This is a genomic window from Sodalis praecaptivus, from assembly GCF_000517425.1.
In the GTDB taxonomy this organism is placed as follows: Bacteria; Pseudomonadota; Gammaproteobacteria; order Enterobacterales; family Enterobacteriaceae; genus Sodalis_A; species Sodalis_A praecaptivus.
This window is the reverse complement of sequence record NZ_CP006569.1, coordinates 2,113,095-2,129,321: the sequence shown is the minus strand read 5'-3', so window position 1 is coordinate 2,129,321 and position 16,227 is coordinate 2,113,095. Positions and strand designations below refer to the sequence as shown.

Here is a 16,227-nt window from a genome sequence, read left to right as displayed (position 1 = left end):
GTGGCCAGGAATATGAGCAAGATCACAATTGGCGCGCAATAACCGCGCTCTATACCGTGATAAAGCGTTTCGATTAGACGGTCGTCGGCGGTGAGATTAAACTTTCACGCAATTGGAGCAAACCGTTAAACAAAATTTAACATCCCATCGAAGTTATTATCTGCGAAACCTTAAAATGAAATTTAAACCTGCGATAAAACCTTACGACGGCGCGGCGGGCGGTTGGGGAGCCCTGGAATCCACCACCCGCTATGTGCTGGACAGCAAACAAACCTTTAAAAACATCCGCAATCTGCTGCGCGTGAATAAATCAAAAGGCTTTGACTGCCCCGGCTGCGCCTGGGGCGATAATAATGGCACCTTCAGCTTTTGTGAAAACGGCGCCAAGGCGGTGAGTTGGGAAGCCACGCGTAAGGCGGTGGATGCGGCCTTTTTCGCCCGCCATACCGTCAGCCAGCTCTACCAGCAGAGCGATTATTTTCTGGAATATCAGGGGCGACTGACGGAGCCGCTGCGCTACAACGCCGAGAGCGATAAGTACCTGCCCATCCGTTGGGAGGACGCCTTCGCCCTTATCGCCAACCATCTGCAGGATCTGGCGCACCCCGATCAGTTGGAGCTCTACACCTCCGGCCGCGCCAGCAATGAAGCCTCCTATCTCTATCAGCTGTTCGGCCGCATGTTCGGCACCAATAATTTCCCCGACTGCTCCAACATGTGCCACGAGGCCAGCGGTAGCGGCCTGAAGCAAAGCATCGGCGTCGGTAAAGGCACCGTTCGCCTTGACGATTTCGAGCTGGCCGACGCGATATTCGTTTTTGGCCAGAATCCCGGTACCAACCATCCGCGCATGTTGCACAGCCTGCGTCACGCCGCCGACCACGGCGCCAGCATTGTCAGCTTCAACAATCTGCGCGAGCGCGGGCTTGAACGTTTCGCCGATCCGCAAAAACCGCTGGAAGTGATTACGCCCAAAGCCGGACGCATTAGCTCGCGCTACCTGCAGCCCAATCTGGGGGGAGATATGGCGGCGGTGCGCGGCATCGTCAAGGCGCTGCTTGAGACCCATCGCCAGCATTTGGCGCGCGGGGAGGACGGCATTTTCGATGACGCCTTCATCAATGCCCACACCCACGGCGTAGAGGATTATCTGGCCGCGGTAGACGCGACCTCTTGGCAGCAGATAACCCAACAGTCCGGCCTGAGCGAGCAGGATTTACGCGAAGTCGCAGAGATTTACCGCGGCGCCAAGCGCGTCATTTGCACCTGGGCGATGGGGATCACCCAACACAAACACTCCGTGGCAACGGTGCGCGAAATCGTCAATTTGCAATTGCTGTTTGGCCAACTCGGCAAACCCGGCGCCGGATTGTGCCCGGTTCGCGGCCACAGCAACGTGCAGGGCAACCGCACCATGGGTATCGACGAAAAACCGTCGGCGGCGCTGTTAGATAGCCTGGCGGCGCACTTCGCTTTCACGCCGCCGCGCGGCGCAGGGCACAATACCGTGCAGGCCATCGAGGCGATGTTGCGCGATGAGGTGAAGGTGCTGATTACCCTTGGCGGCAACCTGGCGGCGGCCGCGCCGGATACGCCGCGCACCGAGGACGCGCTACAGCGCTGTGCGCTGACCGTGCATATCAGCACCAAACTCAACCGTAGCCATCTGGTTCCCGGCCACGACGCGTTGATTCTGCCGACGCTCGGCCGCACCGATCGCGACACGCAGGCCAGCGGCGATCAGTACATCACCGTCGAGGATTCGTTCAGTATGGTGCATGCCTCGCAGGGCGTGAACCCGCCGATTTCCGACCAGTTGCGTTCCGAAACCGCGATTGTCGCCGGCATCGCCGCCGCGGTATTGGGCGAGGACAAACTTAACTGGCGCGCGTTGGCCGGCAATTATGATCTGATCCGCGACCACATTGCCGTCACCCAGCCGGGCTTCACCGATTTTAACCGCCGCTGCGACGCGCCGGGAGGGTTTTATTTGGGCAATGCCGCCGCTGAGCTGCGTTTCACCACGCCGACCGGCAAGGCCCAATTCAGCGCCGCCGCCCTGCCCGCGTCGCTTATGCCGCAATTGGCGGGTGAGCGCGCGCCGTTCACGCTGCAAACCCTGCGCTCCCACGATCAGTACAATACCACGATTTATGGACTGGACGACCGCTATCGCGGCGTTTACGGTCAGCGGGAAGTGGTGTTTATCCATCCGCAGGATCTGGCGGAGCTGGGTCTGAAAGAAGGGGATCGGGTCGATATCGAAACCCTGTGGCATGACGGCGTACACCGTAAAGTAACGGGATTCAAAGCGGTCAGCTACGCCATCCCGCGCGGCAACCTGGCGGCCTATTATCCGGAAACCAACCCGCTGGTGCCGCTGTCGAGCTTCGGCGACGGCACCTTCACGCCGACCTCCAAATCGGTGCCGGTCAAACTGACGCCGAGCGTGACGTCGGTCACTCAGCGCATCCTGTGATCGGTAGGGCGCGCCGGCTTACCGCCACGCCCCTCCACCCCTCGCCTGAAAACCGCCCGCCGTTTATCGCGGGCGGTTTTTTTACCTTCATATGGCCGGTAGGCTTGCCGCCGCAGACCGAATCGCGTAAAACTATCTGCCGCAACTCGGCCCACTCTACTCCAATTTTCCGGACATTATGTTTCAAGACAATCCGCTGCTTGCTCAGCTAAAACAGCAACTGCATTCTCAGACACCGCGTGTCGAAGGCGTGGTAAAAGGCACAGAGAAAGGGTTCGGCTTCCTCGAAGTCGACGCCCAGAAAAGCTATTTCATTCCGCCCCCCTTTATGAAAAAAGTGATGCACGGCGATAAAATCACCGCCGTGGTCCGCACGGAGAAAGAGCGGGAGATTGCGGAACCGGAAGCGCTTATCGAGCCGTTTTTGACGCGTTTTGTGGGGCGGGTTCAGGTGAAGGACGAGCGTATGACCGTCGTGCCGGACCACCCGCTGATTAAAGAAATTATTCCGACGCGGCCGCAGCGCGGCGTCAGCCAGACCTTCCAAACCGGCGATTGGGCGGTCGCGGAAATGCGGCGCCACCCACTGAAAGGCGATCGCCAGTTTTACGCGGAAATCACCGCGCTGGTCGCCACCGCCGACGACCCTTTCGCGCCGTGGTGGGTTACCCTCGCCCGTCATAATCTTGAGCGTGCCGCGCCGGAAATGCCGGAAGGAATTGCCCTGCAGCAAGAGGGACCGGCGCGCGACGATCTCACCGCGCTGGATTTTATCACCATCGACAGCGCCAGCACCGAAGATATGGACGACGCCATTCATCTGGCCAGCGCGCCGGACGGTGCCTGGATCATGACCGTCGCCATCGCCGATCCGACCGCATGGGTACCGGCCGGCAGCCCGCTGGACCGTATCGCCCGTGAGCGCGCCTTCACCAATTACCTGCCCGGTTTCAATATTCCCATGCTGCCGCGCGCGCTATCCGACGATCTCTGCTCACTGCGCGCCCACGAACGGCGTCCGGCATTGGCGTGCCGCGTTACCGTACATCATGACGGCACCTTGGCCGATGACGCGCGTTTCTTCACCGCTTGGGTAGAATCCAAGGCCAAACTGGCCTATGACCATGTTTCCGACTGGCTGGAAAATACCGGCGCGTGGCAACCGGAAAACGATGCCATCGCCAATCAGTTGCGCCTGCTGCACGACGTTTGCCAGGCCCGCAGCGCCTGGCGTCAGCATCACGCGCTGGTGTTCCGGGATCGCCCCGATTATCGCTTCGTGCTCGATGAGAAAGGCAATGTGGACGACATCGTCGTCGAGCCGCGCCGCATCGCCAACCGCATGATTGAGGAGGCGATGATCGCCGCCAACGTCTGTGCCGCCCGCGTATTGCGCGACGGTTTGGGCTACGGGCTGTATAACGTGCATCATGGTTTCGATCCGTTGCTGGTGGATCAGGCGGTAGCCATCCTGCGCGCGCATCATATCGACGTGGAGCCTGCCAAACTTTTGACGCTGGAAGGGTTTTGCGCTCTGCGCCGGCGGCTGGACGCCCTGCCCACCACCTATTTGGACAGCCGCATCCGCCGTTTCCAAACCTTCGCTGAAGTCAGCACCGCGCCGGGTCCGCACTTCGGGCTGGGGCTGGATGCCTACGCGACCTGGACCTCGCCTATCCGTAAATATGGCGATATGCTCAATCACCGTCTGTTGAAGGCGCTGATTGGCGTCGGCGACGCCGAACGGCCGGGTGAAGAGGTGACGATCCGCCTCGCCGAACGGCGCCGGCAAAACCGCATGGCGGAGCGGGACGTGGGGGATTGGCTTTATGCCCGTTTCTTGCAGCCAAAAGCCGGCAGCGACAGCCGCTTCGCTGCGGAGATAATCGATATCTCGCGCGGCGGTATGCGCGTGCGTCTGCAGGCTTTCGGCGCGGTGGCGTTCATCCCCGCCCCCTTTATTCACAGCGTACGCGATGAGCTGGTCTGTAGCCAGGATACCGGCACCGTGCAGGTGAAAGGCGAGGAGCGCTACCGTCAGGGCGATACCCTAGACGTTACCCTCGCCGAAGTCAGAATGGAAAACCGCTCGGTCATTGCCCGCCCGGTCTGAACCGCCCGCCGGCACCGCGCCGGCGGCTCTCCTTAACGCACCGTCCAGGCGGTGCGTTTGTTTTTCGCTCGACCCTGTGGCCAGAGGATAAACGCGCGCCCGCACGACGTCCGCAGACGCGCCCGCCGCGGCCCGGTCAAGGAACCATTCGGTCGGCGCCGGCCGCCCCGCCGTTCATCCCCTGATTATCGCCCGCCGTGGCCGGCAGACCCCGCTTAACGCGGCGGGAGTAAAGCGCGGTAATGACCGGCACCAGAATCGAGGTGACTATCACCGAGGTTGCCACCAGCGCGGTGGCCGCCGGCGCCATCGGCGCAAATTGCGGGGCCATGCCGGCAATAATCGCCGGCGTCGCCACCGCCGCACCGGCGGTACTGGAGGCGGCAATGCCGGCGGTTCCGTCGCCGCCGCCAATGAGGCGGTCGGCCAGAATCAGCGGGATACCCGTAATCACTATCACCAACAAGCCCAACAGAATGCCCAGCAACCCGGTATGGGCAATTACCGCCAGATTGATGGTATTGCCCAGCGCGAAGGCAAAGAAAGGGATCAGCGTCTGTACCGCGCTGGAGAAAAATTCCCGCAGCGCCGAGTCCAGATTGCCCAGCACGAAACCGATAATAAAAGGTAAGACCGCGCCGACGAATACCTGCGGCTCAAAGGAGGCGATACCCGCCGTACCGATGATAACCATGGTCATCAGCGGCCCGGACTCCAACGACATTAGCACAAAGGCCCCTGCCTCCTCCTTGCTGCCGTACTGCTGCATAATGGAGGCGTACAAGCCGCCGTTGGTCATGTCCATTGATGCCACCAGCGCCAGCGTCGACAGCCCGGCAAAAAAGCCGACCTCCACGCCGTTGGCGGGCAAAAGCCGCGAGGCGATCGCCGCCACCAGCCAGGCCACCGCGATTTTGGTCACCACCAGCGTGCCGGATTTGCGCAACACGGTACCGGTGGCGCTCAGCTTGATGGACGCGCCCATGCAAAAAAACCAGATAGCCAGAATCGGCACGGTACCGGTGATAAGGCCATTGGTAAATGAGCCGAAATAGCTGCCGGCACCCGGCGCAAAAGTGTGGCATAGCGCGCCGAGGAACAGCGGAACAAGCATCATACCGCCCGGGATTTTATCGATAGCACGTTTGATTTGCATTCTGATCCCACCTTATCTCAGAGGCCGCCCGCGGGCGGTATGGCCAGTCGCTGGCCGGACTCCCCCGGCAGACGGAGGAAATGTAGGCTTAACCTAGCCGCAAATCAGGGCGGAAACAGTGATCGGCCGCATAATTGAAATAACGTTTCTAATTTTAAAATACGTTATTTTATTAAAACCGCTGGCGGTTGCGACTTCCGCCCGCCGTAACGGCAACAACGCCTACCGCGCAGGAAGTCGTCAGGGAGATTGGGAGTGTATGCAAGGTCATGCAGACGTGGCGGCGGTTCGCTATGACACCGCGCAGAAAAGGGTTAGCGTGACGCCAGGACACGGTGACGCTTTTAGCGCCCCACTTGCGCCGAGTTGCCGTTGCCGCACCAGCGTGTCCGGCGAACACCAGCACCCACCGATGGAGGAGGCGATCCCCTGTTGGCGCCGGCACGCGCCACGGTATCATCATCCCGTGGCGGCCCGTGCAGGCACCGATTATTGACCGTAATAGGCGTCTTTGCCGTGCTTACGCAGATAGTGTTTCACCAGCAGGCTGCGCTGGATGGCCGGCAGTTCGGGGCTGAGCTGGTGGGAAAAGATCCCCATGTAGGCGATTTCTTCCAGCACCACGGCGTTATGTACCGCGTTCTGCGCATCGCTCCCCCAGGCGAATGGACCGTGAGCATTGACCAGCACCGCCGGCACCGCCGCCGGATCGAGCTCCCGGTGGCGAAAGGTCTCGATAATCACCTGTCCGGTTTCCCATTCATATCGACCGTTGATCTCAGCGTCCGTCATTAGTCGGGTACAGGGGACAGCACCATAGAAATAATCGGCATGGGTGGTACCCCAGGCGGGAAGATCGCGCCCCGCCTGCGCCCAAATGGTGGCGTGGCGGGAGTGGGTGTGGACAATGCCGCCCAACGCCTCGAACGCCAAATAGAGGGCTCGGTGGGTATCGCTGTCGGATGAGGGTTTGCGCCGGCCTTCCACCCGCCGGCCACTTGCCAACTCCACCACGACCATATCCTCAAGGGTCATGGCGCTATAGTCGACCCCTGACGGTTTGATCACCATCAGACCGGCTGAGCGGTCCACCGCGCTGACATTACCCCAGGTAAAGGTGACCAGCTGATGCTGCGGCAGCGCCAAATTCGCCTCCAGCACCTGTTGTTTCAGACTGTTTAGCATGGCGTTCTCCTTATCCCACGATAAGGCTATTGTCCGGTCCGCTGCGCCGGTCCGGTATGGGTAAACCGGCTGAAGATCGGGCATGGATCTGCTATCGGACCGGGGGGAAACGTATCAGCCTGGAAACAGGAGCGATATTTCGGATTATTTAACCCAGAGGAAATGGGTAATATATTGAAAAATAAACTTTTTTTATTAAACCCTGAACAAGCTAAATGTTGCGGATAAGTCTATAATTATTTCAAGGTAATTCAATATAACACCGTACTATGGAGAACGTGATGATGAGCTCAACCTCTAAACGCATTGCCGCCGCGGCGCTGGCGGTCACCCTCGCTTTATCGCTGAGCGCGTGCTCGAACTGGTCGAAACGCGATCGCAACACCGCTATCGGCGCCGGCGCCGGGGCCATCGGCGGCTCGGTGCTGACCCACGGCAGCGGTTTGGGGACCATTGGCGGCGCCGCCGTCGGCGGGATTATCGGCCATCAGGTCGATTAATAGCCGTTAGCCGGTAAGCCTATCCTCATCGCCACCTGCCGCGCTTGGGATAGCGCATCGGGCGGGCGCGCCCGTTTAGCCGCCCGCCAGCTTGACCTTTAAGCCGCGCGCTTCCAATAACTGTTTTAACAGCTCGCGTTTATCGCCCTGGATTTCAATGACCCCCTCTTTCACCGCCCCGCCGGTACCGCATCTCTTTTTCAGCTCGCTGGCCAGCGTTTGCAGTGCGGCATCGTCCCAATCCAGACCGGTAATCAAACATACCCCTTTGCCTTTTCGGCCGCTGGTCTGACGCTGCAACCGCACGATGCCGTCCCCCGACGCACGCTTAGCGTGGGAGTCGTCGGCTTTGATGCGCCCGCCGTCAGTGGAATACACCAGCCGGTTTTCATTCGCCATGGACCGCTCCGACATGCAATTCCTGGAGGATAGCCGCCAGAGCGGCAGAGGGGTCAGCCGCCTGGGTAATCGGACGCCCGATCACCATATAATCCACCCCCGCCCGCTGCGCCTGCTGCGGCGTCATCACCCTGCGCTGATCCCCGGCGTCGCTTCCGGCGGGCCGTATCCCCGGCGTCACCAATTGGAAGGCCGCGCCGCAGTCGATTTTCAGCCGCGCGGCTTCCCAGGCGGAACAGACCACGCCGTCCAGGCCGCATTTTTTGGCCAGCACAGCCAGCCGCACGGCGTGATCGGACGCGCTGCCGGCAATGCCTATCCCTCTCAGATCGTCATCATTCATACTGGTGAGCACCGTGACGGCGATAAGCGTGGGCGCGTCAGCCCCAAACGGCACCAGCGCCTCCCGCGCCGCCGTCATCATACGTTCGCCGCCGCTGGCGTGAACGTTGACCATCCAGACCCCCAGCGCCGCCGCCGCGCTGACCGCTTTGGCCACCGTATTGGGAATATCGTGGAATTTCAGGTCCAGGAAAACGTCGAAGCCGCGCTGTTGCAGGTCGCGCACCAGCGCCGGTCCCGCCAGGGTAAACATTTCTTTGCCGATTTTCAGTCGGCATTGCTGCGGCGCCACTTTGTCGGCAAACGCCAGCGCCTGGCGAGCATCGGCGTAATCCAGCGCCACAATCACCGGCGAACCCGCCCGCTGCGGAGCAATAGAGGAAAAGGAAGATAACATCGTGCGCGTCATGAAACATCTCTGGTTGGCGGCCCCTCGATCGCAGGCCCGTGAGTATCCGGTCATTTTACCCGCCGGCGCCGCAAAAGCCCAGCCCGGGAGCGGCGATAGGCTCGCCCGCCGCCGGGGGTGGCGGCCACCCCGAAAGACGGTTACTGGCCGTCCAAACCGCGTATCGGCTTGACCGACGCCCAGGATTTACACGACGGGCAGTGCCAATACAGGCTGTGGGAAGTGAACCCGCATTTTTGACAGCGGTAACGGGGTTTGGTGTGGATCTGTTCGCCGACCATATCCCGCAGCGTCTGCAAACTCTCCTTGGCGCGACCGTCCTCCGCCTCGCTGAGGTGGAAATTCATCAGGCGGTGAAACATGCGCATGGTCGGATGCTGGCGCAATTGCTGGTTGATATAGCCCTGCGCCGCTTCCGGGCCTTGTTCACGCTCAATAATATCGGTCAACAGCAGCTCCGCCGACGAGCCGGTATCCTCTTCTACGCAGCGTTTGAGAAAATCCGCCCAGGCGCCCGGCTGTCCCAACGCCTGATAACAGTCTTGCAGCATCGGCAGCGTTTCGCTGACCATTTCCCGATCCTGATCCAGCACCCGCGTCAATTCGCCGACCGCGCCGGCGTAATCTTGCTGCGCCATATAAATTCTGGCGCGCATGATGGACACCCGTGCGCTATTTTTATCCGCCGCCGCCCCTTTTTTCAAAAGCGCGACGGCGCGATCCATATCGTCGCTGCCCATGGCCTGGAGCGCCAGCTCGCAGTAGAAATGGGCGATCTCTTCCCGGCGCTGCTCTTTACCGAGCTTCACCAACTTTTCCGCGACGTCTATCGCCTTTGACCATTCGCTGGTCGCCTGGTGGATCTGCAATAGCAGGCTTAAGGCGCCAACCCGGAAATCGTCCTCGTTCACCAACTGGCTGAACATGTCTTCAGCGCGATCGTAAAAGCCGGCCGCCATGTAGTCACGACCAAGCTGCTGAATCGCCAACAACCGCTGCTCAAAGGTTAACGAGGTACTTTCCATCAGCGCTTGGTGGATGCGAATGGCGCGATCGACTTCGCCACGGGAACGGAACAGGTTCCCCAGCGTCAGGTGCGCCTCGACGGCGTTGCTGTCCTCTTTCAACATATCGAGGAACAGGTCCACAGCCTTATCCTGTTGATTTGACAGGAGAAAATTCACCCCAGCCACATACTCCCTGGAAAGACGGTTCGCTTCCTGCTGTTTATCCTGCTGCGCGCTCCTGCGCCCCATGTACCACCCATAGGCGGCAGCCACGGGCAGCAACAGAAACAGCAGTTCTAACATAATGCGTTATTCCTTAGGCGCAACGGCTGGGGTACTGGCGGGAACGGTGGGAACCGTCTCCAACGGCGAAAGCTGCTGTTCGAGCCGTTTGACTTTGCGCTCGGCCCGCATTAAGGCAACGCGCGTGCGCAGCCAAAACAGGCCGCAAATGACCCAGCCGATGACAAAGCCGGCGGCAAACAGTGAAGTGAGCAGGGTTGACACCCGAAATTGACTCTGAGCCAGCAGATAGTTGAAAGTCACCACCTGATCGTTGTGCGCGCCAAAGGTAACGGAGATGATAAAAATCACCAGCACCAACAAAATTATCAGAACATATTTCACATGATTTCCTGCAAGCCGTGTTAGTCGTATGTTCAGACGCTTAGCCCATCTGACACGGTTAAATTACCATTTCCCCGATAATGAAGGAAATTTTACCCTTCGCTCGGCACCGCTCCCTCCCGGCGGCGGTAATAAATGCACACGCTGAATAACTACTATAGGGCCGACGCAGGGAAAACCCAACCGCTGGCGGTGCTTTTCTCTTTGCCGGCTAAGGGCACGCCCCCGCCTGCGGCGTCATTCACTGCGCGAGCGAATATCCGGCGCTTCTTCCGGTATCGGGGTCAGCGCGCCGATCGAACGCTGCACCAGCCAACACGCCAGAGTAATGACCAGCCAACCGACGGCGATACCCATCACCACATCCCGCGGCCAGTGCATACCGAGCGCCATTCGGCTAACCATCACGCCGCTGGCCCACGCCATCAGCACCACCGTGGATACCCGGTGCCGACGCGGCCAAAGCAAACCCACGGCCAGCAGCGCCCAACTGGCGGCGAAAACCGTATGGCCCGAGGGAAAGGAAAAGCCGGTTTCAGCGCGCCAATGACGTTGTAGCCACGGCGGAATCAGTTGCTGTTGTTGCAGCTCCCGCGCCAACGCCGCGGCGCGCGCCTTGCGCGGCATCGCGTAAAACGCCCGGTCGTTGAGCGCATAATGTTTTTCCAGCCAGACCACGTAGGGCCTGGGCTCCTGCACCCGCTCTTTGATAAACGACTTCATACCCTGACCGATGAGCAACGTAGCGGACAAGATCACCGCCAACCCCAGCGCCGGCCTCAGACGATAGCGCAGGCACCAGAGAAACCAGCCTATTAGCAGCGCGCTGGTCAGTGTTCCCCAGGGCGAGGTGACGGTTTGCGTCAGCCAATACCACCCTTTGAGCCAGCGGTAATCGCTTTCCGGGCGCCATTGCCAGCCGCTTACCCAGAGGAGTAGCGGTAAAATCATCAGCAGCAGCGCGCCCGCGCCGGTACGTTTTGCAATTTCAACCATTGAATTTCCTTTTTGCCGTTCGCCGCCCGGGTGCGCGACGACCGCAGGCAAGCTTAACAGAAAGTGCCCCAAACAACGGCTAACGGCGTACCGGTTGCGCAATTTGTCGCCAATTAACCGCAACAAATCCCGTCATAGGGTAAATTTATGGCAAAATAGCCCTCAGAGGATTCCGAACGGCGCCCATCCCTGCGCGGAGGCTGGTCAAACACCGCGGCAAGCAGTAGGATGCGCGTCATCATTGGGTTTTGGAGAGCAACATGCAGCTTAAACGTGTGGCAGAGGCCAAACTGCCGACACCCTGGGGAGATTTCCTGATGGTCGGCTTCGAGGAAATCGCCACCGGGCACGACCATCTGGCCCTGGTGTATGGCGATATTACCGGTCCGGCGCCGGTATTATCGCGGGTCCATTCCGAGTGCCTTACCGGCGACGCCCTATTCAGCCTGCGCTGCGATTGCGGCTTCCAACTGGAGGCGGCGCTGAGCCATATCGCCGAGGAGGGACGCGGCATTTTGCTCTACCATCGTCAGGAAGGCCGCAATATCGGCCTATTGAACAAAATTCGCGCCTATGCCCTGCAGGATTTGGGCGCCGACACGGTTGAAGCCAATCACCAGCTCGGCTTTGCCGCCGACGAGCGTGATTTCACCCTGTGCGCCGACATGTTCAAATTGTTGGGCGTGGAAAGAGTGCGGTTGTTAACCAACAACCCCAAAAAGGTCGAGATTCTGACCGAGGCGGGCATTAACATCAGCGAACGCGTGCCGCTTATCGTTGGCCGCAACCCGAAAAATGCCCGCTATCTGGATACCAAGGCCGCCAAAATGGGCCATTTGCTCAACGGCCCCGCCGAGTAGGCGCCGAGCGCGGTAGCAATGGCCGGCCTCGGCAGGCGGCGCGCGGCAGAGTGCAAACGGCAACAGCGGTTGCCGGTCGCCGTCAGACCCGCGCCACCGGTGAGTGACAGACCGGCGTTGCCCGTTCTCCCTCTATTGAACGCCCAGCCCCCTTCTCGCCATAACATTGCCGGGGTAACCAGGCATCGCCCCTACAGGGATTTAGACATAAACACGCTTAACGGATCGTCCCTGTAGGGCGGAAAAGCATCGCAGCGCGCATACCCACAGCGGCGGTACAGCGCTATAGCCGGCTGCTGGTGAATACCGGTTTCAAGCCGCAATTGATGGCAGAGTTCCGCTGCCGCCAGCCTTTCGAGACGGGCGATAAGTTGCTCTCCCAGCCGCCTGCCGCGGTAGGCGGGGCGAATGTACAGGCGTTTAATCTCGCCAAACCCGCCACCCTGCAAGAGTACAGCGCCACAGCCGGCAGCAACACCGGCTGCATCATGGGCAATAACGCAGCGGATACTTTCTTCGCCAACGGTGGTAAAGTCCAGGCAATGATTGCTTTCGGCGGGGTAAAGCTGGCTCTGAAACGCATCCAGTTCACTGACCAGCCCGCTTAACGCACTGTGATTTTTATCGACCTCGATGATGTGGAACATGCATTACCCTTATGGCTTCGCCCGCCATTGTGCTTCCCCGGTGGTGAACAACGTGATGATACACCCACCGCGTTGCCGTAAAAAAGGTTATCTGGTGATGTGAAAACAGCCAAGCGCGTCATGGCCGCCCTCGCGATTATCTAGTCGCCATCGGCCGTCGGCGTCCCCTGGTGGAAGACCAGGTGCCAGCGCTCATCTTCGCCGCGCAGCCAATAAGAGGCGCGCAGCGCGGCGCGGCTACCGTCCGGGCACACCGTACGATAACGCAGTATGGCACTGTTCTCTCCCGTCTTCAGCAGCGTAAAATCAGCGCTGAGAATAGCCGGCGCACCCTTTTCCCTCACCAGCGCGGCTATCGTTTCTGCGCGGTCAACCAAGGTCCCCGAACGGGTAATTTCACAGAAATCAGGATGCAGAATCTGCTCCAGCCAATCCCTATCGCGCCGTCTAGCGCCGTGCAGGCTGCATTCCCGTTTTTTCAGATGCTCAAGGGTCATCACGCCTTCCTCACGCCGTCCTGCTCACCGCCGTACGCCACCCTCTGAGTGTGTTTCCCTCTTACGCCGCGTTCATGCTTGTCGGCGTTGCACCGCCGCGGACAGACGTTTACGCGCCAGTACGGCGGCGGGCCGCCGGTGATGCTTAAGCGACGTTGAACGCTATCTGCTGCGGCCTCCCCGGTGCCGTTCAGGCTGCTTTAGGCGGGGTCTGCCACCGGTTCATTAAGCATATTGCGGATCACATAGTGCAGGATACCGTCATGACGGTAGTAGGTCAGCTCATTACCGGTATCGATGCGGCAGAGCGCATCGATAGTACGGCGACGGCCGTCAGGCCAGGTAAAGGTCACCGGCACCTCGCAGCCCGGTTTGAGTGCCGCCAGGTTGGGAATATCGACGGTTTCATCGCCGCTCAGACCCAGCGTCTTACGGGTTTCGCCGTGGGGGAACTCCAGCGGCAAAATCCCCATCCCGATAAGGTTGGAGCGATGGATCCGCTCGAAGCTTTCTGCCATCACCACCCGGATCCCCAGCAGCCGCGGTCCCTTGGCGGCCCAATCGCGGCTGGAGCCTGAACCATATTCTTTACCGGCAACGATCGCCAAGGGAATCTGCTCTGCGGCGTAGCGCATGGCGGCATCGTAAATCGCCAACGCCTCTCCCGACGGAATATGCCGGGTGTAGCCCCCTTCGATGTCCGGCACCATTTCGTTACGAATGCGGATATTGGCGAAGGTGCCACGCATCATCACTTCATGATTGCCGCGCCGCGAACCGTAGGAGTTAAAATCCGCCGTGCTTACGCCATGTTGTTGCAAATAGCGCCCCGCCGGGCTATCTACCTTGATATTGCCCGCCGGCGATATATGGTCGGTGGTCACCGAATCCCCCAACATGGCCAAAATGCGCGCGCCGCGGATATTTTCAACCGGTTTCGGCTGATGCAACATATCTTCAAAAAACGGCGTCAGGCGAATATAAGTGGAATCCGGCTGCCAATGGTACGTCGGGGCGCGGTTGACCGCAATATTGCGCCAGTCGCGGTTGCCGGTGAAGACTTCCCCGTATTCTTTGTGAAACATGGCGCTGTTGACCAGCGCGACCGCCTGGGCGATCTCTTCCGAGCTGGGCCAGATATCGCATAAATAGACCGGTTTGCCATCGGTCCCGCTGCCCAGCGGATCCTCGCTGACATTGATCAGCATATTGCCCGCCAGCGCATAGGCCACCACCAGCGGCGGCGAGGCCAGCCAGTTGGTTTTCACCAACGGGTGGATACGGCCCTCGAAATTACGGTTACCGGAAAGCACCGCGCCCACGGTCAGATCGCCGGCTTTGATTGCGGCTTCGATACTGGGTTTCAGCGGACCGGAGTTGCCGATGCAGGTGGTACAGCCGTAGCCCACCAAATTGAATCCCAACTGATTAAGGTAAGGCGTCAGCCCGGCCGCTTCCAGGTAATCGGTCACCACCTTGGAGCCCGGCGCCAGAGAGGTTTTTACCCAGGGTTTGCTGCGCAGCCCCTTGTTCACCGCGTTACGCGCCAGTAGCCCGGCGGCCATCAAAATATTGGCATTCGACGTATTGGTACAGGACGTGATAGCGGCGATCACCACCGCGCCCTGATCCAGCCGGTAGGTTTCGCCGTCCAGCTCAAACGGTTGCGCGACCGGCTCGGTGCGTTTGCCCAACGCCAATTCATCGCTGGCTTTGAACGCACCCGGCACGCCCGGCAGCGCCACGCGATCCTGGGGACGCCGAGGGCCGGCCAGGCTGGCCACAACGCTTGCCATATCGAGCTCCAGGGTGCTGGTAAACACCGGTTCATCACCCGCCAGGCGCCACAGCCCCTGCTGTTTGCAGTAGGCCTCCACCAGCGCGATCTGCGCTTCGCTGCGCCCGGTCAGGCGTAAATAGTCGAGCGTTATTGCATCCACCGGAAAGAAGCCGCAGGTTGCGCCATATTCCGGCGCCATATTGGCGATAGTCGCCCGGTCCGCCAGCGGCAGTACATCCAGTCCGTCGCCGTAAAATTCAACGAATTTGCCGACCACGCCATGCTGACGCAGCATTTGCGTCACGGTCAGCACCAAATCGGTCGCGGTGATGCCTTCATTGAGTTTACCGGTCAATTTAAAGCCCACCACGTCTGGAATTAGCATCGATACCGGCTGGCCGAGCATGGCCGCCTCCGCCTCGATCCCGCCGACGCCCCAGCCCAACACCCCGAGCCCGTTGACCATGGTGGTATGGGAGTCGGTACCGACCAGCGTATCCGGATAGGCAATCTCTTGCCCATCCTGCTCTTCGTGCCACACGGTTTTGGCGAGGTATTCCAGATTGACCTGATGACAGATGCCGTTTTCCGGCGGCACCACGCGAAACCGGCTGAACGCATTTTGCCCCCAGCGCAGGAAGGTGTAGCGCTCCAAATTCCGCGACATTTCCAGGTGATTATTTTCCGCATACGCCTCCTCGCTGCCGTAGGCGTCGACGGTGACCGAATGGTCGATGACCAGATCCACCGGCGAGAGAGGATTCACTTTGTCTACATTCCCCCCTAACCGCTTCACCGCCTCACGCATGGCCGCCAGGTCCACCACCGCCGGCACGCCGGTAAAATCCTGCATCAACACACGAGCCGGACGATAGGCGATTTCACCCTCGGCATGAGCGGTTTTCAGCCAGCCTGCGACTTCACGCAGGTGCGCCTCGGTGACGATGACGCCGTCCTGATGACGCAGCAGATTTTCCAGCAGCACTTTCATGGATTTGGGCAGTTTGTCGATAGGTCCGAGCTGTTCTGCCGCTCGCGCCAGATTATAAAAATGGTAGGTTTTGTGATGCGCGGTGAGCTGGTCCCTGCTTGCTTCTTTAATTGATGACGACATAACTCCTCCATCTAAATCATTATTGTCATAACCCTATTGGGGTTGAGGTAATCATTTAAAGATAGTACAAACAAACGGCAACGTTTTCATAACACAGAGGGATTATTGCTGCGATG

Annotated in this window: 14 protein-coding genes; 4 read left to right on the top strand and 10 right to left on the bottom strand. The window is 59.8% G+C overall.

Annotated elements, in window-relative coordinates:
- Positions 1-175: 175 nt before the first annotated feature.
- Both SANT_RS09515 and SANT_RS09510 read left to right on the top strand, forming a co-directional pair.
- Positions 176-2,479 (top strand): FdhF/YdeP family oxidoreductase, encoded by a 2,304-nt coding sequence (locus SANT_RS09515; protein WP_025422062.1) that lies wholly within the window; start codon positions 176-178, stop codon positions 2,477-2,479.
- A gap of 178 nt (positions 2,480-2,657) precedes the next feature.
- On the top strand, positions 2,658-4,592 hold the full coding sequence (locus tag SANT_RS09510) for an exoribonuclease II (protein WP_025422061.1): 1,935 nt from the start codon (positions 2,658-2,660) through the stop codon (positions 4,590-4,592).
- A 136-nt stretch (positions 4,593-4,728) separates the two neighbouring features.
- Here the strand turns inward: SANT_RS09510 and kdgT are convergent, their stop codons facing one another.
- Together kdgT and araD are read right to left on the bottom strand one after the other, a co-directional pair.
- Entirely contained in the window at positions 4,729-5,748 is a 1,020-nt protein-coding gene (kdgT, locus tag SANT_RS09505; RefSeq protein WP_025422060.1) for a 2-keto-3-deoxygluconate transporter, read from the bottom strand.
- 489 nt (positions 5,749-6,237) lie between these two features.
- On the bottom strand, positions 6,238-6,933 hold the full coding sequence (araD, locus tag SANT_RS09500; protein WP_025422058.1) for an L-ribulose-5-phosphate 4-epimerase: 696 nt from the start codon (positions 6,931-6,933) through the stop codon (positions 6,238-6,240).
- A gap of 284 nt (positions 6,934-7,217) precedes the next feature.
- On the opposite strand from araD, the gene osmB reads away from it, so the two are divergent.
- On the top strand, positions 7,218-7,433 hold the full coding sequence (gene osmB / locus SANT_RS09495; RefSeq protein ID WP_025422057.1) for an osmotically-inducible lipoprotein OsmB: 216 nt from the start codon (positions 7,218-7,220) through the stop codon (positions 7,431-7,433).
- Between the two features lie 75 nt (positions 7,434-7,508).
- On the opposite strand, the gene yciH is transcribed toward osmB, so the two are convergent.
- The 5 genes from yciH to pgpB form a co-directional block, all read right to left on the bottom strand.
- On the bottom strand, positions 7,509-7,832 hold the full coding sequence (yciH, locus tag SANT_RS09490; RefSeq protein ID WP_025422056.1) for a stress response translation initiation inhibitor YciH: 324 nt from the start codon (positions 7,830-7,832) through the stop codon (positions 7,509-7,511).
- Entirely contained in the window at positions 7,822-8,583 is a 762-nt protein-coding gene (gene pyrF, locus SANT_RS09485) for an orotidine-5'-phosphate decarboxylase (RefSeq protein ID WP_025422055.1), read from the bottom strand. Before pyrF ends, yciH begins: the two co-directional genes overlap by 11 nt.
- A gap of 140 nt (positions 8,584-8,723) precedes the next feature.
- Positions 8,724-9,893: a lipopolysaccharide assembly protein LapB gene (gene lapB, locus SANT_RS09480; RefSeq protein WP_025422054.1), complete on the bottom strand. Its 1,170-nt coding sequence runs from the start codon at positions 9,891-9,893 to the stop codon at positions 8,724-8,726.
- Between the two features lie 6 nt (positions 9,894-9,899).
- Complete coding sequence (locus SANT_RS09475; RefSeq protein ID WP_025422053.1) at positions 9,900-10,217, bottom strand: LapA family protein; 318 nt, start codon at positions 10,215-10,217, stop codon at positions 9,900-9,902.
- A gap of 237 nt (positions 10,218-10,454) precedes the next feature.
- On the bottom strand, positions 10,455-11,213 hold the full coding sequence (gene pgpB, locus SANT_RS09470) for a phosphatidylglycerophosphatase B (protein ID WP_025422052.1): 759 nt from the start codon (positions 11,211-11,213) through the stop codon (positions 10,455-10,457).
- 260 nt (positions 11,214-11,473) lie between these two features.
- Between pgpB and ribA the strand changes: the two genes are divergently transcribed.
- Positions 11,474-12,073 (top strand): GTP cyclohydrolase II, encoded by a 600-nt coding sequence (gene ribA / locus SANT_RS09465; protein WP_025422051.1) that lies wholly within the window; start codon positions 11,474-11,476, stop codon positions 12,071-12,073.
- Between the two features lie 191 nt (positions 12,074-12,264).
- Here ribA and SANT_RS09460 read toward each other — a convergent pair whose 3' ends face one another.
- The 3 genes from SANT_RS09460 to acnA all read right to left on the bottom strand — a co-directional run bounded on the left by SANT_RS09460 (position 12,265) and on the right by acnA (position 16,111).
- Positions 12,265-12,720 carry a GNAT family N-acetyltransferase gene (locus tag SANT_RS09460; RefSeq protein ID WP_025422050.1) on the bottom strand — a complete coding sequence of 152 codons (456 nt, stop codon included), beginning with the start codon at positions 12,718-12,720 and terminating at the stop codon, positions 12,265-12,267.
- Positions 12,721-12,860: 140 nt separating this feature from the next.
- Positions 12,861-13,217, bottom strand: a complete 357-nt coding sequence (locus tag SANT_RS09455) for a DUF4440 domain-containing protein (protein ID WP_025422049.1) — start codon at positions 13,215-13,217, stop codon at positions 12,861-12,863.
- 200 nt (positions 13,218-13,417) lie between these two features.
- A complete protein-coding gene (gene acnA, locus SANT_RS09450; RefSeq protein WP_025422048.1) occupies positions 13,418-16,111 on the bottom strand; it encodes an aconitate hydratase AcnA in 2,694 nt (897 codons plus the stop codon).
- Between the last annotated feature and the right edge of the window lie 116 nt (positions 16,112-16,227).

Coding starts and splice junctions, on each gene's coding strand:
- yciH (WP_025422056.1), bottom strand. CDS start 7,832: ATGGCGAATGAAAACCGGCTGGTGTATTCCACTGACGGCGGGCGCATC.
- SANT_RS09460 (WP_025422050.1), bottom strand. CDS start 12,720: ATGTTCCACATCATCGAGGTCGATAAAAATCACAGTGCGTTAAGCGGG.
- ribA (WP_025422051.1), top strand. CDS start 11,474: ATGCAGCTTAAACGTGTGGCAGAGGCCAAACTGCCGACACCCTGGGGA.
- SANT_RS09455 (WP_025422049.1), bottom strand. CDS start 13,217: ATGACCCTTGAGCATCTGAAAAAACGGGAATGCAGCCTGCACGGCGCT.
- pgpB (WP_025422052.1), bottom strand. CDS start 11,213: ATGGTTGAAATTGCAAAACGTACCGGCGCGGGCGCGCTGCTGCTGATG.
- osmB (WP_025422057.1), top strand. CDS start 7,218: ATGAGCTCAACCTCTAAACGCATTGCCGCCGCGGCGCTGGCGGTCACC.
- pyrF (WP_025422055.1), bottom strand. CDS start 8,583: ATGACGCGCACGATGTTATCTTCCTTTTCCTCTATTGCTCCGCAGCGG.
- SANT_RS09510 (WP_025422061.1), top strand. CDS start 2,658: ATGTTTCAAGACAATCCGCTGCTTGCTCAGCTAAAACAGCAACTGCAT.
- lapB (WP_025422054.1), bottom strand. CDS start 9,893: ATGTTAGAACTGCTGTTTCTGTTGCTGCCCGTGGCTGCCGCCTATGGG.
- acnA (WP_025422048.1), bottom strand. CDS start 16,111: ATGTCGTCATCAATTAAAGAAGCAAGCAGGGACCAGCTCACCGCGCAT.
- araD (WP_025422058.1), bottom strand. CDS start 6,933: ATGCTAAACAGTCTGAAACAACAGGTGCTGGAGGCGAATTTGGCGCTG.
- kdgT (WP_025422060.1), bottom strand. CDS start 5,748: ATGCAAATCAAACGTGCTATCGATAAAATCCCGGGCGGTATGATGCTT.
- SANT_RS09515 (WP_025422062.1), top strand. CDS start 176: ATGAAATTTAAACCTGCGATAAAACCTTACGACGGCGCGGCGGGCGGT.